General features: G+C 59.6%; 24 protein-coding genes. 12 read left to right on the top strand and 12 right to left on the bottom strand.

The window, feature by feature from the left end:
- Window positions 1–47: 47 nt before the first annotated feature.
- From OMP44_RS15565 to OMP44_RS15550, 4 genes are all read right to left on the bottom strand, one after another.
- On the bottom strand, window positions 48–176 hold the full coding sequence (locus OMP44_RS15565; protein ID WP_280309496.1) for a hypothetical protein: 129 nt from the start codon (window positions 174–176) through the stop codon (window positions 48–50).
- A 176-nt stretch (window positions 177–352) separates the two neighbouring features.
- Window positions 353–3,772 (bottom strand): DEAD/DEAH box helicase, encoded by a 3,420-nt coding sequence (locus tag OMP44_RS15560; protein ID WP_280309494.1) that lies wholly within the window; start codon window positions 3,770–3,772, stop codon window positions 353–355.
- A 79-nt stretch (window positions 3,773–3,851) separates the two neighbouring features.
- Window positions 3,852–4,631: a Hachiman antiphage defense system protein HamA gene (locus OMP44_RS15555; RefSeq protein ID WP_280309492.1), complete on the bottom strand. Its 780-nt coding sequence runs from the start codon at window positions 4,629–4,631 to the stop codon at window positions 3,852–3,854.
- Between the two features lie 138 nt (window positions 4,632–4,769).
- Complete coding sequence (locus OMP44_RS15550; protein ID WP_280309490.1) at window positions 4,770–5,534, bottom strand: hypothetical protein; 765 nt, start codon at window positions 5,532–5,534, stop codon at window positions 4,770–4,772.
- Between the two features lie 167 nt (window positions 5,535–5,701).
- Here OMP44_RS15550 and OMP44_RS15545 point away from each other — a divergent pair, with 167 nt between their 5' ends.
- From OMP44_RS15545 to OMP44_RS15520, 6 genes are all read left to right on the top strand, one after another.
- A complete protein-coding gene (locus tag OMP44_RS15545; protein WP_280309488.1) occupies window positions 5,702–6,766 on the top strand; it encodes a helix-turn-helix domain-containing protein in 1,065 nt (354 codons plus the stop codon).
- Window positions 6,767–6,866: 100 nt separating this feature from the next.
- A complete protein-coding gene (locus OMP44_RS15540; protein WP_280309485.1) occupies window positions 6,867–7,646 on the top strand; it encodes a hypothetical protein in 780 nt (259 codons plus the stop codon).
- Window positions 7,646–9,130, top strand: a complete 1,485-nt coding sequence (locus tag OMP44_RS15535; RefSeq protein WP_280309484.1) for an ATP-binding protein — start codon at window positions 7,646–7,648, stop codon at window positions 9,128–9,130. The genes OMP44_RS15540 and OMP44_RS15535 overlap by 1 nt, the downstream gene beginning before the upstream one ends.
- The gene (locus OMP44_RS15530) at window positions 9,102–9,428 is read left to right on the top strand and encodes a hypothetical protein (RefSeq protein WP_280309482.1); all 327 of its coding nucleotides are present in this window, start codon (window positions 9,102–9,104) and stop codon (window positions 9,426–9,428) included. Before OMP44_RS15535 ends, OMP44_RS15530 begins: the two co-directional genes overlap by 29 nt.
- Before the next feature lie 140 nt (window positions 9,429–9,568).
- Window positions 9,569–9,937, top strand: coding sequence for a response regulator (locus tag OMP44_RS15525; RefSeq protein ID WP_280309480.1), 369 nt, complete (start codon window positions 9,569–9,571; stop codon window positions 9,935–9,937).
- A gap of 397 nt (window positions 9,938–10,334) precedes the next feature.
- Window positions 10,335–10,643 (top strand): hypothetical protein, encoded by a 309-nt coding sequence (locus tag OMP44_RS15520; protein ID WP_280309478.1) that lies wholly within the window; start codon window positions 10,335–10,337, stop codon window positions 10,641–10,643.
- Between the two features lie 6 nt (window positions 10,644–10,649).
- On the opposite strand, the gene OMP44_RS15515 is transcribed toward OMP44_RS15520, so the two are convergent.
- The 3 genes from OMP44_RS15515 to OMP44_RS15505 all read right to left on the bottom strand — a co-directional run bounded on the left by OMP44_RS15515 (window position 10,650) and on the right by OMP44_RS15505 (window position 12,859).
- Window positions 10,650–10,937 carry a hypothetical protein gene (locus OMP44_RS15515; protein ID WP_280309476.1) on the bottom strand — a complete coding sequence of 96 codons (288 nt, stop codon included), beginning with the start codon at window positions 10,935–10,937 and terminating at the stop codon, window positions 10,650–10,652.
- A gap of 85 nt (window positions 10,938–11,022) precedes the next feature.
- Window positions 11,023–12,270: a DNA methyltransferase gene (locus OMP44_RS15510; protein WP_280309475.1), complete on the bottom strand. Its 1,248-nt coding sequence runs from the start codon at window positions 12,268–12,270 to the stop codon at window positions 11,023–11,025.
- Window positions 12,271–12,340: 70 nt separating this feature from the next.
- Window positions 12,341–12,859, bottom strand: a complete 519-nt coding sequence (locus OMP44_RS15505) for a hypothetical protein (protein WP_280309473.1) — start codon at window positions 12,857–12,859, stop codon at window positions 12,341–12,343.
- A gap of 274 nt (window positions 12,860–13,133) precedes the next feature.
- On the opposite strand from OMP44_RS15505, the gene OMP44_RS15500 reads away from it, so the two are divergent.
- On the top strand, window positions 13,134–13,961 hold the full coding sequence (locus OMP44_RS15500) for a hypothetical protein (RefSeq protein ID WP_280309472.1): 828 nt from the start codon (window positions 13,134–13,136) through the stop codon (window positions 13,959–13,961).
- A 576-nt stretch (window positions 13,962–14,537) separates the two neighbouring features.
- Here OMP44_RS15500 and OMP44_RS15495 read toward each other — a convergent pair.
- Entirely contained in the window at window positions 14,538–14,921 is a 384-nt protein-coding gene (locus OMP44_RS15495) for a histone-like nucleoid-structuring protein, MvaT/MvaU family (RefSeq protein WP_280309470.1), read from the bottom strand.
- A gap of 189 nt (window positions 14,922–15,110) precedes the next feature.
- Here OMP44_RS15495 and OMP44_RS15490 point away from each other — a divergent pair, with 189 nt between their 5' ends.
- The 3 genes from OMP44_RS15490 (at window position 15,111) to OMP44_RS15480 (ending at window position 17,647) form a co-directional block, all read left to right on the top strand.
- On the top strand, window positions 15,111–15,995 hold the full coding sequence (locus OMP44_RS15490) for a hypothetical protein (protein ID WP_280309468.1): 885 nt from the start codon (window positions 15,111–15,113) through the stop codon (window positions 15,993–15,995).
- 107 nt (window positions 15,996–16,102) lie between these two features.
- Window positions 16,103–16,519 carry a hypothetical protein gene (locus OMP44_RS15485; protein ID WP_280309466.1) on the top strand — a complete coding sequence of 139 codons (417 nt, stop codon included), beginning with the start codon at window positions 16,103–16,105 and terminating at the stop codon, window positions 16,517–16,519.
- Window positions 16,520–16,768: 249 nt separating this feature from the next.
- Window positions 16,769–17,647: a DsbA family protein gene (locus OMP44_RS15480; RefSeq protein ID WP_280309464.1), complete on the top strand. Its 879-nt coding sequence runs from the start codon at window positions 16,769–16,771 to the stop codon at window positions 17,645–17,647.
- Window positions 17,648–17,946: 299 nt separating this feature from the next.
- Here the strand turns inward: OMP44_RS15480 and OMP44_RS15475 are convergent, their stop codons facing one another.
- Window positions 17,947–19,434: a 3'-5' exonuclease gene (locus OMP44_RS15475; protein WP_280309461.1), complete on the bottom strand. Its 1,488-nt coding sequence runs from the start codon at window positions 19,432–19,434 to the stop codon at window positions 17,947–17,949.
- 220 nt (window positions 19,435–19,654) lie between these two features.
- Here OMP44_RS15475 and OMP44_RS15470 point away from each other — a divergent pair, with 220 nt between their 5' ends.
- Entirely contained in the window at window positions 19,655–20,200 is a 546-nt protein-coding gene (locus OMP44_RS15470; protein ID WP_280309459.1) for an SEL1-like repeat protein, read from the top strand.
- Window positions 20,201–20,847: 647 nt separating this feature from the next.
- On the opposite strand, the gene OMP44_RS15465 is transcribed toward OMP44_RS15470, so the two are convergent.
- Complete coding sequence (locus OMP44_RS15465; protein WP_280309457.1) at window positions 20,848–21,117, bottom strand: hypothetical protein; 270 nt, start codon at window positions 21,115–21,117, stop codon at window positions 20,848–20,850.
- Window positions 21,118–21,263: 146 nt separating this feature from the next.
- Between OMP44_RS15465 and OMP44_RS25070 the strand changes: the two genes are divergently transcribed.
- A complete protein-coding gene (locus OMP44_RS25070) occupies window positions 21,264–21,761 on the top strand; it encodes a PD-(D/E)XK nuclease family protein (protein WP_431312650.1) in 498 nt (165 codons plus the stop codon).
- 31 nt (window positions 21,762–21,792) lie between these two features.
- Here the strand turns inward: OMP44_RS25070 and OMP44_RS15460 are convergent, their stop codons facing one another.
- A complete protein-coding gene (locus OMP44_RS15460; protein WP_280309455.1) occupies window positions 21,793–22,839 on the bottom strand; it encodes a ParB/RepB/Spo0J family partition protein in 1,047 nt (348 codons plus the stop codon).
- Entirely contained in the window at window positions 22,836–23,024 is a 189-nt protein-coding gene (locus OMP44_RS15455) for a hypothetical protein (protein ID WP_115947003.1), read from the bottom strand. The genes OMP44_RS15460 and OMP44_RS15455 overlap by 4 nt, the downstream gene beginning before the upstream one ends.
- Window positions 23,025–23,051 lie beyond the last annotated feature (27 nt).

The following is a 23,051-nucleotide window of genomic DNA, read 5'->3' as shown; positions in this document are numbered from 1 at the left end:
ATACGCCCGGCTTGCTATGGAAAGCGAGCTTATAGCGTTTGGCGTATTTATTTATGCTCGCCGTGAGTCGCGTCCTGTTGCTCCAGAAGGGTAACTTCGAAGGAGAAGTTGCTGACGGAAACGCCAGACGCCAGCGCGGCGTAGAGCGTCAAGGGGGTCCAGTTCAGGGAAGGCATGCATCGCTCCTTGGCGGTGGTAGATAGCAGTGTGCCGCTGCCAGAGCCAAGCTTGCCCCGTCCTGAGAAAACGCAACGGCGGACTCACCCCGTCAGCGTGTGAACTCCCCATTCCTTCAAGTCTTGTCCAGAGCTTGATAATTCATGTTATGAGCGTAAGCGTTCGCCCAACGGTGTTAACGCCCGATCAGATCATCCGGTCCCAGGTATGTTATGTCGATCTTAATAGGGTCCTGTGCGACCTGTGCTCGTAAGACACCAGCGAGGCCTGGCCTCGAAGGCATTTGAAGCACACCTAGCGGCTTACCGTCGCTCGAGAGCGCAGTTGGCATTCCGGTACCAAAGACCACTTGAATCGGGGTCCCGGGCGGCGGCGCTACACCGTGCCAAGCTACATTTGCCCAGTATCGACGATTAACCCAAGTGCGATTCATAACCGGTGTAAATGCCTGCGAAAACTCAGTCCAAAGGTGCTTGGTCTCTCGGCTAGGCCATTCGGGGGACGCACTCCGAGCCGCTACGGCGTCAGAGGTGAGCCACTGACGTAATTCTTGCCCTGTCGTGAATCCAGCGCTGGTATCAATTACAGCTTTGATCGCGGCGAGTCTTGAATTAAATCCCGCCTGTATAAGAATGGCAGCAGAACGGTTTAAGGTGCCGGTCTCAACGGTAGGCACCGCGACGCCGAGTTCATAGTCCTCTAATGCGAAGTCACCAACCATGTCGTCGTTTGCACTGGCGCGGACACGAATCGCTTCGAGTGCCCATGGCAGTCGATAGACCAACCCTCCTTCGACAAACTGCAGTGTTTCCGATGGATTCTCGCCCGAATAAGTAGTAAGTGGCTCGCCAAGCAGCCATGCTCTGAGTATGAGACGCCAATTTATAGGTAGCGGTTCGGGCTGGAATGGGTAAATCGCAAATACCAACTCTGCAAGCCGAGTGATACTGGAGATCGCCAGCTCTGCATCATCCGCATTAATTGCGTAATTCGCCGTAACAAGTAACGTGTTTGCTTCTTCGGCTATTGCGTCGAGGGCATGGCCAGTATTCAGTCCTACTCCGGACAAGAAGTATCCGCGACGCTGAGCGGCAGTGGATTCGCGCCAAATTAGTCTACTGCGCGAGACTAGACCCGCTTTGAGAACCTGTCTGACCGGATCGCTCTTCCGAAGAAGACGCCGTTGCCATAGGGAGGACTTTAGAATGTCATCTAGCGCTACCTCGATTCCTTCATCCGGAATGTCGTTCTCGCCAATAAGGCTGAGGATCGCGGTGTCCAAAGTCGCTACATTCCGTTTCCAGTCTGACCACGCGATTTCACGCTGTTCTGGCTTTTCATTTCTAATTTCTGGAAAATTCCAGGCGACCGCGTTATTAACAACATAGTCGCAAAGACTAGCGATATCGCCCCCTGTGCATTTCTGCATCCGCTGGAGCAGATTGATTAGTAAGCGAACAAGGCCGCTTTCCATCTCTCGTGCGCCCAGATCATTGATCAATCGCTCCCAATGTCGGCGCTTTTTTGCTATTTCGTCAAAAATGGGATAAAGAACTACGCCCTCTATGTCGACGTAGGCGCGTCCAGCGCGCCCGATTACGTTCTTGAATTCACTAACTTCGATTGGCTCGCCTGCTCGGAATAAGGAGTGCATGACAACGGACGTCGCTGAAAGGTTGAGGCCCTGAGCCAAAGTGGGAGAGGAAACTGTTACCTTCAGAACCCCTTCACGTAATAGTCGTTCAACTTCTTTGCGATAGGCTGTTGGTAACGCACCATGATGTAACGCTATCCCTAGACGAAGGCATTTGAGAATGAGGCTGTTTGCGCCAAGCCATTCCTCTCCCAAAGCGATCGCTGTGTTAAGTACGATCGGATCGGCGTCAAACAGCGAGCGCAGAGCGCCGCGATCGTGTAGATCGACGACGACCCCCGCAAACGGTTCGACGCTTCGGCGCTCTGGGCAGAAGATGAGAACCGTGTGCCCATCGTCGACAAGCCGCCACGCGGTCGCGAGACAGAGCTCGCGCTGGTCTTTGGGAAAGAGCTGCGATCTGCGCCGCTTTGGCGGAACCCATGTTGGTGGTGTTGCACCGGTGAGAAAGCGCGGGACGTAGGGTCGCTCATCTCCTACGCGCAGTGACAGCCGAGCGATTGGTCTATCCCACGTTACCTCACCGAAGCGCAGACGGGTCGGTCGCCAATCATTCTTCACTATTTCACCGGGATTATCCCTGCGTAGCCAAGCAGCGAAATCGTTGAGCTGGTCGCCGTCAGGTAGGATCGCCGACAGGCAGACGATTCGACGCTCCTGGGCATCAGCGCGCTGCAATAATCTCTGGATTTGAATTTCGTATCGAACCTCCCGTTCGTTAGGCCCGATCATATGGCCCTCGTCGAACACGAGCAGGCCCACATCGTTAAGAAGGGATGGATCGTTACGAAGCGCGAAGTCGAGTTTCTCTGGCGTAGAGACCACAATATCTCGCTCACGGATTGCGTCTTCATCTAACCCGCTTGCGCCAACGCTTCCGTACAGGGACGAGATGGTCTTGCCGAGTGGCCCGAAGGTTCTTCGTAGGGTTGTTTCAGTCTGTGCGGATAAGGCACGTAGTGGTGTGATGAATATGACCCGCTTTCTGGCGGCGAGGCAGCGTAGGATGCATAGCTCAGCGATCCGCGTTTTGCCTGCGCTCGTAGGCAGTGACACGACTAGGTCATCGGCCTGGTCGACGGCACGGGCTGCAGCTTCGATCTGACTAGGCCAGAGATCAATCTCGGCCTTAGCACGACGCTGTAACAGCGCGATGAATATCTCCCGTAACTGCTCCCAGTCATCCGCTTGGCCGCCACTGGGATCTTTGGGAAGCCTTTCATGGAAAGTGCTCGACCATAGATCATGCAGCAGATGAATCGCGATGCGGTGAACCCACCACTGCGGAAGCATATTCATCTCGCCGCAGATACTTAGGCCTTCTTGAAGACGTTCGAGGGCTTGGTCAACCAGACCTCGTTCTCCGCGTTCAATCGCGAGGAGGTAGAGGGACATCGCTGCGAGAAAGGCATCGGTTAGCGCGGTATCGAGGCCGTCGAAAAGGAAGTCGGTACCGTCTGCATCTTGCGGAAGGTCTTGATTATCAACCTGAGCTAAATGAGCCTCAAGATCGGCGGTAATTGACGCGTCGCTACCTCGGCCAGAGGTTCGGTAGTCGACAACGATAGTCCGCAGTTGGCCGAAATCACGACGCAGTAACTGCGCTAACGCTGACTCGATCAAGGAGAAGTTTTCATCTGCCGCGACAATCGCGAGGAGCGAGTACGCGCGCGCAGAAAGGTGCGCTAGGTGGTAAGCGGCGGCTGCAATGACGAAGTGGAAGTCGCGATCCGGCTCCTCGCTTGCTCCCTTGGCTATTGCCGCCTCCAGCGCAGTAGCCGCCTGTTCAAAAGCCTTCCGGGCATGAGTAGGATCTCCACCGGCTTCGCGAAGGCGCAGGCCTAGTCCCAATAGTCCATACGCGTAGCTGTGCAAGTCATAGCTCAGCTGAGAGGCAAAGTTTGGCGCGTCGGGAGGTAGCACGCCGTCACGCCAAATCATAGCGCGAGCCTGCCCTCGGGCGATTAGCCGAGCGCGGAAGCCGGTAGCTGCCGCTTCCGTGATAGCTGCCACGATTGAGTCAGGCGTTGTTGGCATTGGCGATCACCCGTTCGTAGATATCGCCAATGAATGTGCCATGGTCTTCGACCCGAAGCCCCAAACACCACTGGGTAATAGGGCCAGGATAGCTATGGATAGCGGCCCGTAGAAGCGCATCCGGTGCGTTGCCGGAAAATGTGAAAAGCAGGTGACGGACGCTTTGCGTTGCGATGCCGTGTCTATACAGCGCATCATCGATGGCATCGGCAAGCGGGGTGTTATCTAACTCCTGCAGACGTTCTGAAATAAACATCAGGGCATGTGCTGATGGCAGGCCTGCGTCTTTATCCAATCCCGCGCGGGCTTCGGTTAGCACCTGTGTCGTCAGAGCAACGCGGCTCTTAGCTTCTGTCTTTAAGAAAAGCAGACGTTGCGACTGAGGGTCTTGCTGGATGGCTATCACATCGTCACCACGCATCGCCATTTCTCGATGGTCTTTCCAGCGCAGCCGCTTAATTGGAGCACTGTAGCCGCCGCTGTGGGCATTGATCCATTCTGTCGCATAGATCTCCCCAAGGTCGCCCGAACGAAGGGGCTTGGTGATCGGCAATCTGGTCTCGATCAAGTGCGCGGCTGCTGTCTTGCCAAGCCGCGCGAGCGCCCGAGCGACTTTCTCCTCTGACGCGTAATGGGAGGGCAAGATGGCCGCGGTTGCCTGGATGCCGACTTCGCGATGAGCCACAGCAGCGGTAAGGACTCCCAGATGATGGTGTCCTATAGACTCATAGGTCCAAACGCACCAATCATTGAACTGCGCCATCTTTCTACCTTTTGACTACTGATGAAAAAGGTCACGCACGCGCATGCATGAAGGGTGCACCTGTTTCTGCGGCCCGGCGAACCTTTCGTTCTAGGACTTCGGTGAGCGGAATTTCTTGATCTAGCATATCGAACAAGTCTAAGCCATCCATACAGATGACTTTTCCCCACTCCCAAACGCGTTGAGACCTTTGACGGTGAAGTCGCTGTTACTAACAAACATGCCACGCATCCAAGCAGCTTTCGTGCGAGATCTCAGCCAGTTGGCGTGAGAGCTAATTGTGGCCCCAGTATTGCGGGTCAGCATGGCATGGACCTTGTCTCGTAGCTCATCGGTCATCACCACCCGTCCCAGGATGTGGAAATCGTCGTGCGCGAGCGTCCGACAGTCAGCTGCGGTCATTGCAGCAAGGTTGGACGGGATGCCGGCGCAGAAGGCTTTGGTACCCAGAAGGCCGATCGCCTCCTGCAGCACCTCGCCGGCTGATAGCAAGCCGGCCTGCAGGGGAATGATTATCCGGGCGCCGGCGTCTATCCAGCTCCGTATGTCCTGCGCATACCGGTGCCAAAGGAGAAGTGTCGCCTGCTGATCGCCCACTACGTCCGGGGCGATGATGCTCAGGTTCTCCGGCCGAATAGTCGTGGTGCACAAGGCGCGATAGAGCGTGGGAACCTTCGGCCAGTCCATGGCCAGCTGCCGACGGAAAGCCGTGAACGCACCCGAATCGACGAATACCTTGCCGCCCCTGTCCAGGTGATCAGGCAGGGAGCGCAGCTGCTGCCTGAGCGTCACTCGGTCGGAGACAACTCCAATGGCTATCCCGACATCGAGGGCGGCCTGCAGATCGCTATCGGCGGTGAAGCCGGAATGGAACGCGATATTCCAGGTGAAATGGGACGGCATGGTCGGCGACTCGCTTAGGAAAATGCCTACCCTGTCAGCCTTTTGAAATACGCAAGTCACAAGCGCACTAAGCGGGGCTCTAACCCCTCTAGCCCGGTATCTGGAGTGCGGACTTGCATTTTGAAAACTCGTGGGACCGTCGATCTACCCCAACAGAGGTAGTAGATATGACGAACCAGTGGTTTGAAGCGAATCGATTGGAAAGACGATGGCCTGCCATCCGGAGGGCGCTCACTCAGCGCGGAACCAATCTGACGCAGCTCGCGGATAGCAATCAGTTATCGAACCTGCGGACCGCCGAACGGCGCTCCTTTCCTGCTGCAGAAGCGGTTATCGCCGAAGCGCTTCAGGTGACCGTGGAAGCGCTCTTCCCGGAGCGTTATGGCGTCCAGTGGTCGGCGGTCGCACAGCAGGCCTTCGACGCGCTGCTCGAACAGCTGAGCGGCGCCACAGCGGCACAGGCCGGTATGGAGGGCTTCGGCTTGCATGTCGCCCAATGGGAGACGCGCCCGCAGCCTTTACAGGAATGTCCTCGCACTGAGCCAGGCCGGCTTCGTTGGATCAAGGCAAGGCTGCAGCAGCGGCAGTTCGTCCTTGAGCACCTTGCCCATCATGCCGGTGTAACGCGGAAGGTCTTCGATAGCCTCGGCCGTTCACCACATGTCGGCCTGCAGTTGCTCATCGCGCGCTGCCTCGGCGTGTCACCCCGCGAGCTCTGGCCGGAGCGATACGGCCGCGATGGGCGAGCGCTCGGCAGTGACATCCCTGATGGCGAGCACCAGGAACGTCAGGTTCCGGAAGCATCGCGCTTGAGTCTGGGCACCGGCCTTTGGCTCCCCCTGCGTGAGGTGGTTGGATTGCCCGGACTGCACGGACGTTTCAACGCGATACGCCGACGCGCGCAGGATGAGCGCTGGATCCTGCGCGTGCGTTTTGAGGTGACTGAGGTGCTGTTCACCTCACTGCCACCCGAAACCAAGGCTCACCTCTTGGACGTGCGCTCGGACCCTGACATCGCCTCCCGCGTAGAGATGACCTATGCGGCTGACCCGGTACCGCTTTCGTGCAGCGATCAGACCGCTGCGCCTGCGGCAAACGTTGCGGCGATCGAAGGCGGGGTACGCCTGGGATTGGTCGGCGAGACTGGCCAGACGCTGGATGTGCGAATCTGCAGACGGGCTGTGCCGAGCTTCGCCATCGCGCTGCTGGGGCAAGGCAGGAACGGCACGTAGGGGCGGTGAATGAGCAGGGTTCGCTCCTGCTGCGGGAGTGAACTCGGCTCGAAAGCGCAGGCTCTTTCGCCATGCTGGGCTTCTCCAAGGAGCTCAGTCCATGAACACAGCTGCTGTATTCGCCGCGCTATCGCGCGCAGGCATCGAACCGTTACCGTGGTGCCCAGTTAAAAGCGAGCTTTCGCCCAAGCAGATGCATCGCCTGCTACTGCAGCTTGTGACCGCACCTTATGCAGACGGCTATCTCGCGATCACCGACGGTGCTGATCTCGCCGAGTTGGCGCCCTCGCTGACTCGGCTCGGGTTACCTGGTGCTTCGGTCCTGGTTGGCCGCATGGCGGGCAGCGCGCTACGACCGGGTGAAGAAGCAGTTCACCTTGCAGCGCAGATGGAGCGTGTTCGCACCAGAGCCGAGGGCCTCTATCAGTCTGAGCTTTTACGTTCCGCCTATGTGCAGGATCCTGTTGCTGCTGAGCCAGACGGTTGCGCCTATCAGGTGCTAGAGCTCATCAACGAGACGTTGGACCAGTCGAATCTGCGCCAGACGACGCCGAAATGCGTGCGGACCCTGGCCGCTTTGGAAGCGGCACACCGTCAGAAATTGGGCTGGAGGCGACACCTACCTCGCCCAGGAATCCTGGGTTGGCTCGGGGCGATCGCCTTTGCCGATGCCGCTGCGGCGCTTTGGAAAGGACGGATTATTTACGGCCTGGCAGTGGGCTCGGTAAGCCTTGGACTGCTTGGCTTAGCCTGTAGCGAGAAGCAACGTGCGTCGAGGGGTAGGAAACTTCGCGCCGCACCGCGCGACGATTTGATGTGCGTGTCGCCGCCAGCTGCAGGACAAATCGTCCAAGTCGAGCGCGGTAACAAGGCCACCTGATGCAGATCATCTTCGGTATCGACGCGGCTGAGCAAAAGCAGCATCGCCAGGTCCCGGTCATGTGGGACAGCGACAAACTGGTGAACGGCCACACCCTCCTGGTGGGGATGTCCGGATCGGGCAAGACCTACACCTTGCGCAAGATGATCAGCCACATGCTGCAGTCCTGTGGCAGTCACATTCCGCGGATCCACATCTTCGACGTGCACGGCGATCTGTCGATTCCCGGGGCGTCGGAGGTTCGTTTTTCCGAGCGCACCAACTACGGACTCAATCCGCTTCGCGTGAACCCCGATCCACACTTCGGCGGTGTGCGAAAGCGCGTGCAGTCCTTTCTCGCCACCATGAATCGAAGCATGCGCCAGATGGGGCCCAAGCAGGAGGCTTGCCTGCGCAATGTGCTGAATGACGTCTACGCCCAGTACGGCTTCCGGCAGGAGGATCCGAGTACCTGGATCGTGGAGGAGGGCGCCGCGGTGGTCATGACTGACGGCAACGACGACCGCTTGTTCATCGACGTGCCCAAGGGCGAGAAGGACGAGGCCAAGGCCCTGGGCGCGCGCTGGTCGGGTGCGCCGTTGTACAGCTGGTGGGTACCGCAGATCGAGTACCAAGGCGCGATCACCCGGTGGCCGCCCAAGCTCATGGGGCGGGCCCATCCCAGTATCCGGGACGCGCTGCGCATGGCGCAGAACATCCTGCAGCAGTCCTTTATGGGCTCCGGCGCCGAGGCCGTGACTTACCTGGAGGTGGCCAACCGTGCCGCCCAGGGGCACCGCAAGAAGGTGATCCAGGCCCTGCGCAAAGGGCAAAGCCAGTTCGACGAGGAAGCGGAGAAGACGGAGCTCGACAAGAGCAAGCGCAAAGCCATCGACAGCTATACCGCCTACATCGATGCGATCACCACCGGCAAGGAGCTCGACAGCCTAATGCGCTACGACAGCACTGATGTGCTGAAGTCCGTGGTTGATCGGCTGCAGAACCTCGAGGCGATCGGCATCTTCAAGTCGGGGATTCCGCCCTTCGACCCCACCAACCCGGTATGGCGCTACAACATCCACGCCCTGTCCATGGAGGAGCGCAAGCTGATCGTGCTCTTTCGGCTGGAGGAGCTGTTCCTCGCAGCTGTCGAGCGCGGTGAGCAAGACCACATCGTCGACGTCGTGATCCTGGATGAGGCCCACATCTACGCGGATGACGACCCCGGGAGCCCGATCAACCGCATCGCCAAGGAGGCTCGCAAGTTCGGCCTGATGCTCGTGGCCGCCTCGCAAAGCCCAACGCATTTTCCGGAGGACTTCGTCGCATCCGTTGCGACCAAGATCGTCCTCGGCATCGATGAGATGTATTGGCGCCAGAGCGCCACCAAGCTTCGTCTGCGGGAGGATGCCCTGGCTTGGGTGACCCCGACGAAGACCATGTTGGTTCAGCTGAAGATGAAGGGGGAGACCCAGAATGACTGGTTCTGGTGCACGATTGCTTAAGTGGCTGCTGCTGGCCGTGATTGCCAGTTTGCCGCTCGCCGGGGCCGTTGCGGCCGAAACGCCGGACGAACTCCCCCTGCTCGATCGCCTGGAGGCCGTGGCCATCCCGATCGGCCGCGGCGCTGTGCTGCAGGACGCCCGGGGCTGCTTGTGGGGGGTACGGCCAGGCCAGAAGGTCCCGCAGCTCGTAGCCATCTCAGATGAGGCTGGCCACGCGTTGTGCCGCAGTGCTGCGCCAGGCGCTGCACCGGGGGATGAGCCGGAGCCGCAGGTGCGCCGCACGCCGCTGGTGAATTAAGCGCGCGATAAGCGATAAGGCCGTCTAATCCGCACTATTGGCGATGTCGTTTGAAATACCTATCCCTTCATCGGGTTAGCCGAACGAACGCCTCGCTGTCCGCATCTGGTGATGCATGCGTTTCTTGATCGGTGGCCGCGATGTGCCTGGTAGTGATTGCTGAAGATGAACCGCTTCTTGTGGAGATGCTGACGGAGATCTTCCAATCCGAAGGCCTCGATGTCACTGCCTTCGCGACGGCGGACGATGCCTGGCGGCATCTGCAGACCGCGGCGCGAGCGCCGGATCTTTTGTTCACCGACGTGCGAATGCCCGGAGCCATGGATGGGTTGGCCTTGGCCAAACAGGTGATGGCGCGCTGGCCAGCGACTTCGATCGTCGTATCGTCTGGCAATGTGTCAGCGGCACCGGAGCTACCGAAAGCCTCGTTTCTCCCTAAGCCGTGGTCGTTCGGTCAGCTGACCACCCTGTGTCGCAATGTCCGGGCTCTGCACCATCGCGCGGACTAGCCTGCGTGCTGAACAGCTCGGAGTCCTGCGGTACCCGGGCCGTGGAGCGTCGACAGCAGCTGCTTGACCGTCTGGCCGGGCTGCCGCGTGGCGCTTATAGCCGCGCGCCAACGCTGAAGAGGGTGGCCCAGGCTCTGACAGGCACTCCACGCCCACGCCCACGCCCACGCCTGCTGCTGCAGATCGTAAAGCTCAGGCCAATCCATATCGTGTCCGTCGGCCGAGTCGGCGTGTAACCGCTTCGCCTGGGCGATCACGGCAAGCAAAAACTGGATGTGCTGCTCCGGAGAGAACGTCATGCCGGCGGGCCCTTATTTTTGCGGTGATGACGCCTACTACCGGGCTGGCGGCCGAACCTAGACGGTCTATAGTAGTACGATGACCTTAAGGAGGCGTTATGGCAGACCTTGAGTTTCTTCCCCACCAAGCGCGACTGCGCTGGGTCGCGCTGATCGAGCAGATGGCCGTCATGGGGCTTGGCCACCTGGTTCGCCTTTACGGGCAGCTGGAAGGGTACATCCTGGCCTTGCTCGATGTCGGTTCGATTACCGCGCCACAGCATCGACATCTCGCCCGCCTGGCCGGGGAGTGGTTCGCTCAGTGCCGGGCCGAATTCCTCAAGCGCAAGCAGAACCCTTGGCGGCGAATAGCGGGCGCGGTTGGAGCCAGGATTGATGAGAGTGATAGGCGGCCAGAGCACGCCTGATCTGAGCTACTTGGCGTGGCAGTAAAGGGCCGCCGGAGAATGTTCGAGCCAGTCGGGCGAGGTCGGGCGGTCGCCGAGTAGGCCCGTGTGCGAAGGCGCGGGGGCGGTTCCGATCAGCCCCGACGTAAGGGCCGCTCGATCCGCTGCCAGCGGGCAACCGTCGGCGCCGCTGCCACCGGAAAGCGATCGGCTCAGCGGCCCGGCGGAAAAGGCAATGCTGATGGCGCCGCAAAAGCCGACGGTGAGGAGCGTCCCGCTTGTGGTGCCCTGGGTGATTCGCTGAAGAAGGTGCATGCTGCCGAGCTCCGGTTTGATCGACAGCTGCAGGGTAGCCAGGGCCAGTCCTCAAAATGCCTGAGTTCGACCCGTCGCCGGGCGTTCAAAGCGGCGGTCTAGGCTGGAGCGCAGGGTTGATCCAGAGCCCGTCGAACCCGCGAAAGAGCGCCGCCGCGCCCATTACGTGCTCGAGGATGTTCTCGACGCAGATCCAGCGTCGCCCGGCTTCTTCCGCCGCCCGCCCGACCATCATGCGGCCGGCGAACAGATCCACCACTAGGTCGTCCACCTCGGTCAGCCACCGGATGAGGAAGTCTGCCAGGGCGAAGGGGAACGGTGCGCTGTGCGCCGGTAGCCCGGCTGCGGCCAATGCCTTCCGGTGCTCACGGCTGCGTCTGCAGCTGTGGCCAATCTGCAGGACATTTTTCGGAATGGCGCCTTCGGTGGGCGCGGCGAAACTACCCGGGCGCAGGCGGTAGGCACCGTCGCCATACGAGGTCTGGCGCGTCTCGCCGCCGGCCGCGATGAGCCTGGCTTTCCGGTCAGAATGCGGTACCAGGACCCGCCGGTTGTTTGCTTTGCATCGAAGCGGATCAGGCGAGAACCAGTAGCAAGGCTCCCAGGCAACGTTGAGCTGTTGCCGGCTGAGACTGGCCCAATGGAGGGGACCTGGTGCCTTGCTGCGGTTTTCCCACACCAGGCGATCCATCAGGTGAAGGCCAAGGCGGTCTTCCAAGGCAATGACGAGGCGTTCCAGGTACGTTGAACGCGCCGGAGATCTGTGAAGGAAGATGTCGTTGGACAGGTTCAGGACCAGGCTACCGGTGCTGGCAAGGTTGCCCAACAAGGGCTCGATCGTGCGACAGATGAAGTCGGTGAACTCGCTCGCCTTCGGATTACCGTATCCCCGTGGTTGCTGCAGAGGATAGGGCGGGGAGGTCAGTACGAGGTCGATCCGCTCTTCCAGTCCCTGCAGCGCCTGGGGCGAATGGCCAAACAGCGCCAGGCCCAGCGACGTGCTGAACCCCAGCAGCGTGACCTGCGGCGCCGCTCGATGCATCCCGCGCTTCGCCTTTTCGGTCAGTTGCCACACGCCTCGCTCGTGCGGAACGCGCTCGAGGATGCCGCAGGCCTTGAGGGTTTGCTGATGCCAGCGGATCTCGCGCGTGACGGGGCTGCGGGGCTGACCGGCCGCGCCGATTGGCTGCTTGGCGTGAACCTCCCGGTCCTGGAGCCCCGCGGCGGCGCCGACGAGGCGATAGAGCTCCGCGTTGGCCAGCGGCCGATCCGGGCAGTTCCGGAAGGCCGCTTCGACGAGAGGGAAGAGGTCGAGCTGTGGGGATTGGACCATGGTGAAGACTGCTCAAGGTTGGGCGATACGCCTCATTTTTCCAGGCGTACCGGGAATGCAAGGGCGTGGCCTAATCCAGGAGGCGCTCAAGGGCCGGCTGGTAGGCGAACAGCGCGAGCGATCCGCTGATGCGAACCTCCTCATCGGTCAGCGGGCGATGGTGCGGCGCGGTCGCGGTCGCAGCGAACGTCGGGTCGGCCCTCAGGACCTCCAGCAATCCGTAGTAGAGGTAATGGAGCCGGGAGTGGTCATCGTGGTCGTTGCGGCTGTGCGCGACGGTGATCAGCTGCGACAGCGCCAGTAGTGAGCACAGGTAGCTGGCGGCCTCGAGCGAAAGTGGTTCTTCGACCTGGCCCAGGGTCGCCGTTACAAGCACGTCCTCGACGGGCAGCACCAGGGCGAAAGCCCCGTTGAAGTAGCGGCGAAGCTGATAGGCACCATTGCTGTACCCGGATCCCAGTACCTGGCGCATGTTGGTCAGTACCAGGTCCTCGAACGGTAGGCAGTAGCGACCGAGGAGGTTGTAGAGCTCTTGAGTGGTGGGCTCGCTGGTGACGACGAGCTGCAGCGCGTGATCGTTTCTGTGCATCGCAGATTCCTCAAATTGAACCTGCTCAGCATCCACGAGCCGCGGTAAACGCAAACGGCCATTCATGCCGCTCGCGGGACCGGTTCGAGGGGAGGCTGTTGACCCTGGGCGAAGGCTTGACTAGGTTGCCTTCACTTTGGCCAGCTGCGGCGGAGCGCCGAAGGAACCGGCGCCGCGATCGGCGCTCTGACGAGTCAGGTTGCAATTGGCTGCGGATCGATAGGCTACCCATGACCCCGCGCGAGAAGCGCAGCACCTGGGTGGAAGAGAGGATATGGAAGCAGCAACGATGGAAGTGAGCGTGGCGTCCCATGCGCCGCGGTGGTCGGACTGGCCGCGATGGATCAAGCAGGCTGTCCCGTTATTCGTGCAGGTGCTACCCGCCTTTGTCGCACTGACGTTGCTGGCAGCGTTTACCACGGTGAGCATCCTGCTCATCTTGGGGAAAGCGGCGTTTCACTTGGCCAGCCTGTGCTCGCCGTTGATTTTCCTGGTGCTGGCGCTCACGCTCCGGCGTGCAGGGATGCTCGGGGACCGACCTGTACTGCGCACGGCCGTGGGCACCGGGTCACCGTGGCGAAATTTCTTTCTGGTAGCGGCGCCGCTTGCCCTGGTCATCGGCATTGCGCTGAACGCGCTGGCGGTCCTGGCGATGCTTGGCTCCGATATCGGCGCCTGGAAGCGCGGTGCGCTACCTCTCACCACCTTTCCGCTGGATCTCTTCAGCGCGGAGAAGCGCCCGCTGATCGTAATGCTCTACACCACCGCGGTAGAACAGCAGCTCAGCCTGATGCCGCTCTTCGTGATCATGGGCGGCCGGCTCGAGCCGTACCTGGTGGCTTCGGTCATGACCGGCAGAGAGACGTGGTCCTCCGCGCGGGCCGTTCAGGCGCAGCTCAGCAAATCGCAGAAGCTCGTGCTCGGCCCGATGCGGCTGCTGACGCTTTGCGGAGTGACCCTGCAGGCGACAGCGAGAGCGCTGGACGCCACCAGCAATTGGCTGGGCGTCGCGCTGTTGCTGGTAAGCATCGGTGGCTGGCTGTTCTACTGCTGCCTGATCGCCGTAGCCGCGCGGGACATCACCGACCCACACCCGCGGTAACACCTTTCTGCGTGCGAAAAAAAACCCGGCCATGAGCCGGGTTTTTGCTGATCCGTATTCGCGGAACAGTGTTGGAGCCTGATGCGCCAGTCGCCTGGGCCCTGCAGTGCAGGGTGGAGGCGGGTTCGCCCGTTCCGACAGGAAATCCTGACCGGATGTAGCGGACCCTCGCACCATCTCTGCAACTGCAGCTGTTTTGTAGGTAAAGATCACCCGGGGCACCGTCTGCTGGCCCCACCGTCGCATAGCGAAAGGTTCTTTCGCTATGCGACAGGACCTCTACCGAAGTAGAGCTCCCAGCACTTATGGCAGTGGCCGCCTTCTGGACGTATGAAACCGGGGGGCGTGAGCATTTGATGCGCGCGCGACAATTCGGCCAAGGATCGTCTGAATGATCGGCAACCGAGTTGAGTGTAAGAATCTTACAGAGGAGCAGTGGGCCTGAAAGAGCCTGCTGCAAAGAGAGTGCTGCAATGCAGCTGGTGGAGCATCCAAAGCACAGGCGTTGGATCAAGAGCGCCGATGATGACAGCGCCGGCGGTGCCGCACAAGGCCCGCCGGCGTCGGTCGACGTGATTACTCGGCCTGGAGCCAGCCTTCGACCGTGTCAGCGCCGTGCTCGGACTTCCAGGCCTTCAGCACCTTGTGGTTGCCGCCCTTGGTTTCGATGACTTCACCGGTTTCGGGGTGCTTATAGCGCTTGAGCGTGCGCGCCCGGCGCTGTTGCGGGGCTGAGCCTGAGTTGCCCTTGGATTTGCTGCCAGAGGAAGAACCGGCGTTGGGGTCCAGGATCGCAATGACGTCGCGCAGCGACTTGTTATGTTCGCCCAGCAGAGCTCGCAGTTTCTTTTCGAAATCGAGTTCTTTCTGCAGACGTTCGTCGGTATTCAGCTGCTCAAGACGCTGCTTCAGTTCTTCAATAGCGGCTTCGGTCTGACGGTATTCTTGGATCAGGGACATCGAGATCTCCTCAAGATTAGGCGGTGGCTGCCGTTATAGCCTTTTCGCATAGTTATGACTAGAGCAAATCATAATTAAATTTGTTTTAAGGCGTTGAAGCCAAGGCCACTGCCTATGACGGGCGAAGATTGGGGTTGCGTTCCTGAAAAAGCGTGATTTCATGCTTAACACCAACACAGGAGTATCGGTATGAAGACTGTTCGGCTGGCCGCAATTGCGGTCGTAGTAGCCTCTGCAACTGGCTGTGCGACCCAAGGCCAAGATTTGAAGCCTGTTGCGGCCTCGGAGCTTACTACTCCGGTATTTAGACCTTGGAAAACAGAAAACCCTACGCTAAAAATTGCGAACGAAAAGCCCTTGCAGTTCGCCCCTAACGCGACTGCCGCCGATAAGCTCTTTGCCGTACTTGGGATGCCGAGTTTCGCTCAGATTGGGCCGGGTGGAGTACGCAATGCTTATCTACAGCAAGCATCGCCTGATCAAGTCAAGCAAGCTATCAGCGCAACGGCACGGCCCAGCGCGGGCTATAACAACGATGGTTCGATGATCGCGTTCAATGCCATCGGTGGTGGAGTGGGCGCTGCTGGCTTGGCGCTCACAGTCCTCGGCGATAATGGCTTCGATCCGCGAACCAAAATGGGCTTTATGTTCTGCTTCGAGAAAAAAAGCGAAACCAGTACTCTCGAGCAGGCCGGGGTCCGATGCGCTTCAAAGTTGAATGACGTAGTCAACGCTACGTTGCAACCCACCGTCCGCGTGCAAAAGCTCGACTTTGCTCAAGTACGAGATGGCTTTGTCAAAACCCCGACCGGCAGCAAGCTCGGCGAAATCTTCATCGGAACGAAAGGAGGCTATCTCGTCGACGGCTATGCGCCGGTGGACCGGGGCGGCTATCCCGCGCGCTTGGTAGCCATACCATTTTACTCCGAAGTGGGTAGCGGCGTGGGTAAGATGATTGGTGCAAATCTTGGTGAGGTAAACGCTGCAGACTTCGCCGCCGCACTGCGCGAGCATTTGCCCAACGATATGGCCTTCTATCTGCCTGATGGGACGAACCCTGCCGCCGCCTACTAATGCGAAGCAAGCGGCTTCGTTTTATTAGGGGCCGCTGATCGCTAGCCTGAACACAGCAGGCTAAAGGGGCTATTGCTATGCAACAGGAAACAGCTAGGAGTTGTGCGATGCATCTTCGCCAACATCTCAATACTTTTTTTCTACTGAAAAAAGAAGTGCGCGCTCTAGCGGCCCGGCATCAGTCTGTGCACCGGGCTTTGCGCCAGATCGAGCGTGAGCTCAATGTGCTCGATGCTCAAGGGCAGGGAAAGGGGCTGTCGCAGGCCACGATTTTTCGGTACCGAGAGTTACAAACTCGGCAGTGGCGTGAGTCTGAGCGGCTGTCGAGCATAACATCGGCTTTAGCCGCTTTCGGCCAGCAATTCGTCTGCCTGTTTGCTGTTCTGGATGGCCAGCTACTGGCCTCCGACCGACTAGCCGTTTTAGGGGAAGAGCTCAAGCGTTCGGTACTCAGTCGTGGAGCGAGGCCCCGCTGGAAGTCATGGTGCTCCGATATCATGTCGAGACAGCCTCGGGATACCTAGGATCTGGGCCAATGGCCATTGCGCTGCAAGCCTACCGTGGACTGCTCGGCCACTCCGGTCAGCGCAGGGGCGCGTTCCAACTGCGTGCACTTCGGATGTCGCGTCCGACGCAGTGCAGTGAGTGGACGCATCGAAAAAACCGTCGCTAAGGCGTTATTTGGGGTTCGCGCCCATTTGTGGGTGGAATGGAGCTCGCCGAGCGAGGCGGATTTTTTAGGGTAGACGGCAAATCACACAGCCGGGTCGCCCATGAAAACCTCTCTTAGAAACCACCTCATCACCCTCGCGTCTGCCGTTGCCGTATCTCAGCTCGTAACCCTCGGGGTGTTTTGGACCAGCGGGCAAGCCTACCTCGAACGCAAAATTACAGCCGGCATCGAGACCGGTGTGTTCGCGAAAGAGCGGGCCGAGAAGCAAGCTTGGGTCGACGCACAGTTTGCTCGCTACGGGCGCGCGGCGGACCAGGTGCCAAACGATGCGCGAGTCTACGGTGACCTCAAGGCCCGCTTCACGCTTGCCGAATTCTCCGACCTGGAGTGTCCCTTCTGTAAGCGGCTGCAACCGAGCCTCAAGGAGATCGTGGACAAGTCCAATGGCGCGGTGAACTGGCAGTGGCGGCATATGCCCCTGGGCTTCCATAACCCTGCTGCAACCGATGAGGCGATCGCGACTGAATGCTACGCGGAGCAGAAAGGAAATCGTGGCTTCTGGGTGATCCTCGATCAGATTTTCGAAGAGTCGGCCGGCAATGGCGGCGGTGTGAAGGATCTGCCTGGGCTAGTGTCGCGCCTTGGTGCTGACATGAAGGTCTTCAATCAGTGCATCAGCAGCGGCAAGGTGAAGGACCGTATCGCAGATCACATCCGCATGGGCGAAAAGATCGGCGCTACCGGTACGCCGGCCACCATCGTCATCGACAACCTGACGGGCGAGAAAGAGTTCGTTTCTGGCGCCCAGCCGATCAGCGCCTTCGTGACGATCATGAAACGGATGCTGGCAGCTGAGCAGGCAGCGGCGAAGGCTGAAGCGGACAAGGCGCAGGGGAAGCCCCAAGATCAGGGCGATGAGGTTTCGCGCAAGATCCTCGGCTTCGGCTCGGCAGCCGATTCCGCGCAGCCAGCGAAGTAGGTCGCAGATGCCCTCCTGCCCGCCTGACACGAAGCGTTCGAGATTGACTCGAGCATGACGCCCGGGATGATGACCAGAGCGCCTTTGCAGGCGCGTTGGTCATCACCGGCTAAATGCGCAGGAACGCGACATGCTGTGTTGGGGCGCGCATTGCCGCTGGCCGCTGGCCGGTAGACGCGCGCTTACCCTGCGCCGCCAGGCCAGCAAACCGATGCCCAGGTGGGTTGTGCATAAAGCGAAGGGGTGACGGGTCCCGGCCGGTGCCTCTAAGCCACGGTGCTAGATGGAGTGTTGGCCAACTACTCGATCGCCAGCATCTGATGCTTGAGCGCCCGCCGACGGCTTCGCTCGTAATCCCGCATGATCCCTAAGATGACGGAATTGATGGCCAGCTGATGTTTTGCTCGCGTCGCAGCGACATACAGCAGATTGAGTTCATCACGGCGCGCATCCGGCGGGAGCTCAGGATCCAGGGGATCGGGGAAGTCTTCACCCAGGTAAACATGCTTCCACTCGAGCCCCTTCGAGCGGTGCGCGGTCGACAGGATGACGTCGGCATCCTTTTCATCCTTCTGTGTCAGCGTCCGCAGGCGCGCCAATCGCTTCTCGATGTCTGGGAAGAGACCCACCACCTTGATGAGCCTCGCCATCTCTCGGTCCTTGCTCTCCTTGGCCATGGTCAGATACGAGGTCCAGTCAGGGAAGTCCTTCAGCAGACGCTTGGACCTGACCTTGTCGGTCTTTCCCTGGCTGAACCAGACCAGGTCCTCCAAGTCGCCAATCTGGTACGCCTCGATGCCACCGACCCAGTAGAGGGTCTTGCCCTGCGGAGCGAACTCCAGCGCCGTCATGATGACTCCGGAGACCGTCCGACTGAGATACGCGGCCCCTCGAACGCTCTCGTCGAGTTGCGTTTTGATTTGCGTCGGCTGGCCAGCGCCGACGATCTTCAGCTGCTCGCCCTTATAGCTCAGGATGATATTGGCCACGGTGGCCACGGTGGCCACCGCCGGCCCGAAGCGGAAGGATTTAGTCAGATAGAGATCGACGGAGTCATCGAGATCCGGATCGGACAAGGCGTTGTCGGCGCCGCGGAACGCATAGAGCGACTGGTGAGGATCTCCGACGAATATCACCCGGCACGATTGATTCTTGATGAGCCCAAGCGTGATGCCGTTCAGATCCTGTGCCTCATCCGCAAGGATGACATCGAAGCGGTCCCCCAGGTCCGGCTTGCTCAGGTAGTAGAGCTTGAGGTAGGCGTCGTGCAGGTGCGGCACGGTCGTATCCTCCGGATCGATCATGCGTCGCCAAACCTCCCTGGCCTGCAGGAACACCTCGGCGATGAACGCCGGCGGCATCTCGACAATAGGTCGTCCGTTAAAAAGCGGCAGGTGATCCTCGTGGAAGTCCTCCCGGTTACTGCAAAGGTAGGCGTTAACCGTAGCGATAACCGCGTTGATGAAGGCCCAGTCACTGGTGCCCAGTACGGCGCGCATGTCTGCCGGGCGCAGCGAGGCACCGAGCTTGTGCTGAAAACGCCGGCCTACTGCCTTGAAGGCCAACTGATGGGAAGTCATGCATTTCACATTGGACGGAAATCGTGCCTTGCCCTCGTCTGCAATGCTCCTGTTGTAGGCGACGTACAGAAATCTCAACCGGGGATACCGCTTGGTATAGCCCTCGAGCGAAGTCGTCTTGGAGGCCCCAGCAAAGGCTTTCACGCGTATGCGCGGCGCCTTGCACTCATGGAAAGCCAATTGCTCGGGTGTCCACTCAAACGCCATCGCTGCATCTCCTTCGTAGGTTCAGGAATGCTATGGGCTACCCGGCCGTCAAGGCGCCGAGTTCCACCCCGTTGCAGGCGTGAATCGCGAAAGACGCGTGAGGGCGCTGGGATAGGATTTGGTTTTCCCTAGGGCCAGTGACGCTATGCGAGGATTTATCAGGTCAGGCGTAGCGAGGCGCTTTACTGGCACCGTCCGGCGTCTCGGTAGCACTTCAAATGTGGCCCTGCGCCTATGGGTGTTGGCCCTCGGTTTTGTCCCGACGCATTCAGGCGCCCATGCCGCTCCAACCAGTCACGACACCGGCTTCGAGCTGCAGGATCACCGATCCTATAGCGAGGACGCTGATGCTTTAGAGGCCGCTCGTTTTCGTGATCGCGCGTGTAATGGCGACGCTGTGGCGGCGGTAACGTTGGCTCGGATGTATCTGTCGGGCAACGGCTGGTTTGAAGAAGATCCAGCGCGCGGGAAGGCCTTTCTAATGTTGGCAGTGTATGGGGGTAACTACCAAGCCGCCGCTGATTTAGCGGTGGTGATACTCAAGGCGTCGCAAGATGATCCTGCGCTCCAAGAGGCTGCTAAGTGGGTGAAGGTAGCTCTCTACGATGCTCCAACACCGCAGGCCCTAATGGCAGCAGGTGTAGTAAAGATGATAGGTCAGGGTAAGGATCTCGCGCCCGCCTATCAAGATGGTGTTCGCTGGTATGTAACGCACAAAGGGAAATCTGATGAATATGTTGATCCGAATGTTTGCGGATATAAGTAAAGCGATGCGGCCAGTCATAACCATTGGCCTTTTGGGAGCATCCTGCGTCGCCTGGATAAAGCTGAGCCCTGTCCCCGCTCCTGGCCTAGTATTGGTTGGAGGGCTTGCAATACTTTTTGCGCTGGTCGCGACTATCGCCACCACGATCTTCTGCATCGGGCGATATTTGGACACACCCGCCAATAGAAGAGGTTACCAAGCCTTGTGCAGCGCCGCGTGGCACTCTCCGGCCGATGACTATGACAGCAGCGCCGATCTCATCATCGAGATCCTGTCAAAACAGCCATTGAGCGAGAGGCACCTCGGCAGCTGCTGGACGTTCGATTACGTGAGCGGCCTATACCCACGGTACAGGGGGCAGGGCTTTATCATCCCAAATGCCAGCGGGATAGTTTTGGGCGTTGTCACGGGTCTGCCCGGCCGGTGGCACCAGTCATCTTACGTGCAGGCGTCTGCCTCCTTAGACGGCAGCGTTTACTCTATCGAGTCTGCGATTGGCCCTCTGCGCTCCTGGGTAAAAGCCGGTTCTAAAGTCGCGCTGGAGCTTGATAGCTCTGAGCCAGTGATTCACGGTGGCCCATTTCATAGGCTCCAAATACGTCGTAGTGCAGTGCCTCCGGTATTACGTCGCTTCGCAGGCGAATCTGTTAGCGGGTAGGCCGATTCCTTTTGGCGGGTGTTCGACTCGCCAGTGTTTGGCAGAGACGCTCGTATTCCTCTTTGCTACCTGCATTGAGCACTGCACGAAGGTGGAACCGTTCATGCTCCTGGTTCCCCGCTGCGATCTTTTGATTAGCCTGATCCGAATCGTCCACGCCCGGCCCCAGCAGGATCATCAATTCGCAATAGCCAAGTTTTGCCAGATCCGTTGCGGACACAGAAGCCTTAGCCTTTTTCACGGTGTGATTGCTGCTCATGAGCGTGCTCGCGCTACTTGGTAGGAGGTCAGTCTATCAGCGGATGGTAAAACGCAAGCGGCGCAACTAGACCCTGGCGTTTTCGGAGGTAGTTGCATTTTCAAATATGCCTATACCCTGGAAATGAACGCTATGAGGGTTAAAAAATGGCAGCTATTCAGGGAGGCTGGCGAGAGCCTCTTCCGCCCCTCTTGCAGGGTGCGCAGCTATTACTGTCGGAGCGCAAAATCGCCACCGATGTACCCGTACCGCTCCACGGGCAGGTCGACCAGGTATTCCTCGCCCGCGGCTGGTTGATCCTGGTAGACACGAAGCGGCGCAAGCAGGCTCGCGTTTTCGCCAAAGACGTGATTCAGCTGAGCGTCTACGCCACGATTCTTGCGCGGCAAGCGAGCGTATTCGCAGGGCAGAACTATCCGGTCGCCAGTACCGCCTTTATCCGGTGCGTCACGCCTCACGGCACAACCTACATCGAGGTCAGCCTGCTTTCGACGCGGGAGATCATCGCACTGTGGAATCGGTATTGGATGCTGCGTCGCGAACGTCTAGCCGCCAGGCCTACTTGCCCTCCGCCTCCCGTATGCGCCGGGTGCAGCAAGAAAAGCCAGTGTCCGATGGGAAAGCGGCTAGGTAACTCAGCCTAGCCGCCGTGCAGCTCGTTCGTATCGCGGATGCTTAGTGGGCGGTGGCTTGAGCTTCAGGCTTACCGCCGGCCACGGCTATCGGCTCATTGCCACTTTCCGTACCTGGCTGGGACAGATGGGCCGCAGCCTGGGCAGACAACTCCAGGAATGCCTGGTACTCGGCCGTGGATAGATGAAGGGCAACGCGGTCATTCTGCGGGTCTGGCACGGCATTCGCGCGAAACTGCTGGGCCAGCCCCGCGATGTGATGCGTGAGTTCAGTGACGAACTTCTTACCAAACCGACGAGTTGGCACCTGCACGTGGCGACTGGTGATACGGATTTCGGGCGCAGCGGCAGGTGTTTGCACGGTCTCGGCTAACGGCTTTGTGGCGCTATCGGCCTCGATCAACGCTTGCCATTCGAGGCGCGCGCGCTCCTGCGCCTGCAGCAACACCTCTTCGGTTTGCTCACCGTAGCGGCGCCAGACGTCGAGGGCGAGGTGAGGCTTCACCACCCGATCCGCAATCATTCGCTGCACCGCGCTAGGCATACGAAGCAGGGCGACGGCGTCTCGCACATGAACTGCCGTCTTGCCGATTTCGGTGGCTACCTCCGTGGTGGACCAGCCTTCGTCCAGCAGCCTTTGATAGCCTTGGGCACGCTCGATCGGTGTCAGGCTGAGATGGTCATCGGAGTTGAGCAGGTGCACCGTCGATCGTGCTCCTCGTTCGCGAACTTCGATCACCGCGACACGCTTAATCATCGCGCCCTGCGCTCGCGCGATAAGCGCAGCGCGCAGTCGGCAGCCGCCTTTTCGCAGGAAGCAGCGGCCCGCTTTTACCTCTACCCTGATCGGCTCCATCTGCTTGCACGCGTGCCAGGCCTTGACCAGCTTGGCGATGTGCGCCTGAACCCGCGGTTCCTCGTAATTCCGTAGAGCAAAGCCTGGCTCCTCCTCGATCAGGGTCGGATCCAACCATTTCAGCTGGGTCGATCCCACCGCGTTGGGCGTCTCCGCTTCGATTTTTTCGCAGAAACGTTCCAGGTTTTCGATACCCGGATCCACCGGCTCAATGTCGTCCTCGAGATAGGTCATTGCTTGCTCCCTGTGCGTGCAGCGCGCCGCGCTTTGATCTTGCGATAGGCATATTGGAAGGCGAAACCGGAGACAAATTGAGCAACGATGACTGTCGCGACGGTGGATTCATTGTCGCCATAGGGCAGGCTGAGCAGGTACCAGGTGCCTGGTATGGCCACCGCCGCAAAGCCCAGCAGGAACATCCCAGCGTCCGCGCGCGTACTCTTCAA

The organism is Pseudomonas flavocrustae, assembly GCF_029872515.1.
Classification (GTDB): Bacteria; Pseudomonadota; Gammaproteobacteria; order Pseudomonadales; family Pseudomonadaceae; genus Chryseomonas; species Chryseomonas aestiva.
The sequence above is the reverse complement of the archived record's forward strand: the minus strand, read 5'-3'. Positions and strand labels throughout refer to the sequence as shown.

Bases quoted from the DNA above. Each gene is read 5' to 3' on its own strand.
- OMP44_RS15565 (WP_280309496.1), bottom strand. From the start codon at position 176: ATGCCTTCCCTGAACTGGACCCCCTTGACGCTCTACGCCGCGCTGGCG.
- OMP44_RS15560 (WP_280309494.1), bottom strand. From the start codon at position 3,772: ATGATTTGGCGTGACGGCGTGCTACCTCCCGACGCGCCAAACTTTGCC.
- OMP44_RS15555 (WP_280309492.1), bottom strand. From the start codon at position 4,631: ATGGCGCAGTTCAATGATTGGTGCGTTTGGACCTATGAGTCTATAGGA.
- OMP44_RS15550 (WP_280309490.1), bottom strand. From the start codon at position 5,534: ATGCCGTCCCATTTCACCTGGAATATCGCGTTCCATTCCGGCTTCACC.
- OMP44_RS15545 (WP_280309488.1), top strand. From the start codon at position 5,702: ATGACGAACCAGTGGTTTGAAGCGAATCGATTGGAAAGACGATGGCCT.
- OMP44_RS15540 (WP_280309485.1), top strand. From the start codon at position 6,867: ATGAACACAGCTGCTGTATTCGCCGCGCTATCGCGCGCAGGCATCGAA.
- OMP44_RS15535 (WP_280309484.1), top strand. From the start codon at position 7,646: ATGCAGATCATCTTCGGTATCGACGCGGCTGAGCAAAAGCAGCATCGC.
- OMP44_RS15530 (WP_280309482.1), top strand. From the start codon at position 9,102: ATGACTGGTTCTGGTGCACGATTGCTTAAGTGGCTGCTGCTGGCCGTG.
- OMP44_RS15525 (WP_280309480.1), top strand. From the start codon at position 9,569: ATGTGCCTGGTAGTGATTGCTGAAGATGAACCGCTTCTTGTGGAGATG.
- OMP44_RS15520 (WP_280309478.1), top strand. From the start codon at position 10,335: ATGGCAGACCTTGAGTTTCTTCCCCACCAAGCGCGACTGCGCTGGGTC.
- OMP44_RS15515 (WP_280309476.1), bottom strand. From the start codon at position 10,937: ATGCACCTTCTTCAGCGAATCACCCAGGGCACCACAAGCGGGACGCTC.
- OMP44_RS15510 (WP_280309475.1), bottom strand. From the start codon at position 12,270: ATGGTCCAATCCCCACAGCTCGACCTCTTCCCTCTCGTCGAAGCGGCC.
- OMP44_RS15505 (WP_280309473.1), bottom strand. From the start codon at position 12,859: ATGCACAGAAACGATCACGCGCTGCAGCTCGTCGTCACCAGCGAGCCC.
- OMP44_RS15500 (WP_280309472.1), top strand. From the start codon at position 13,134: ATGGAAGCAGCAACGATGGAAGTGAGCGTGGCGTCCCATGCGCCGCGG.
- OMP44_RS15495 (WP_280309470.1), bottom strand. From the start codon at position 14,921: ATGTCCCTGATCCAAGAATACCGTCAGACCGAAGCCGCTATTGAAGAA.
- OMP44_RS15490 (WP_280309468.1), top strand. From the start codon at position 15,111: ATGAAGACTGTTCGGCTGGCCGCAATTGCGGTCGTAGTAGCCTCTGCA.
- OMP44_RS15485 (WP_280309466.1), top strand. From the start codon at position 16,103: ATGCATCTTCGCCAACATCTCAATACTTTTTTTCTACTGAAAAAAGAA.
- OMP44_RS15480 (WP_280309464.1), top strand. From the start codon at position 16,769: ATGAAAACCTCTCTTAGAAACCACCTCATCACCCTCGCGTCTGCCGTT.
- OMP44_RS15475 (WP_280309461.1), bottom strand. From the start codon at position 19,434: ATGGCGTTTGAGTGGACACCCGAGCAATTGGCTTTCCATGAGTGCAAG.
- OMP44_RS15465 (WP_280309457.1), bottom strand. From the start codon at position 21,117: ATGAGCAGCAATCACACCGTGAAAAAGGCTAAGGCTTCTGTGTCCGCA.
- OMP44_RS25070 (WP_431312650.1), top strand. From the start codon at position 21,264: ATGGCAGCTATTCAGGGAGGCTGGCGAGAGCCTCTTCCGCCCCTCTTG.
- OMP44_RS15460 (WP_280309455.1), bottom strand. From the start codon at position 22,839: ATGACCTATCTCGAGGACGACATTGAGCCGGTGGATCCGGGTATCGAA.
- OMP44_RS15455 (WP_115947003.1), bottom strand. From the start codon at position 23,024: ATGTTCCTGCTGGGCTTTGCGGCGGTGGCCATACCAGGCACCTGGTAC.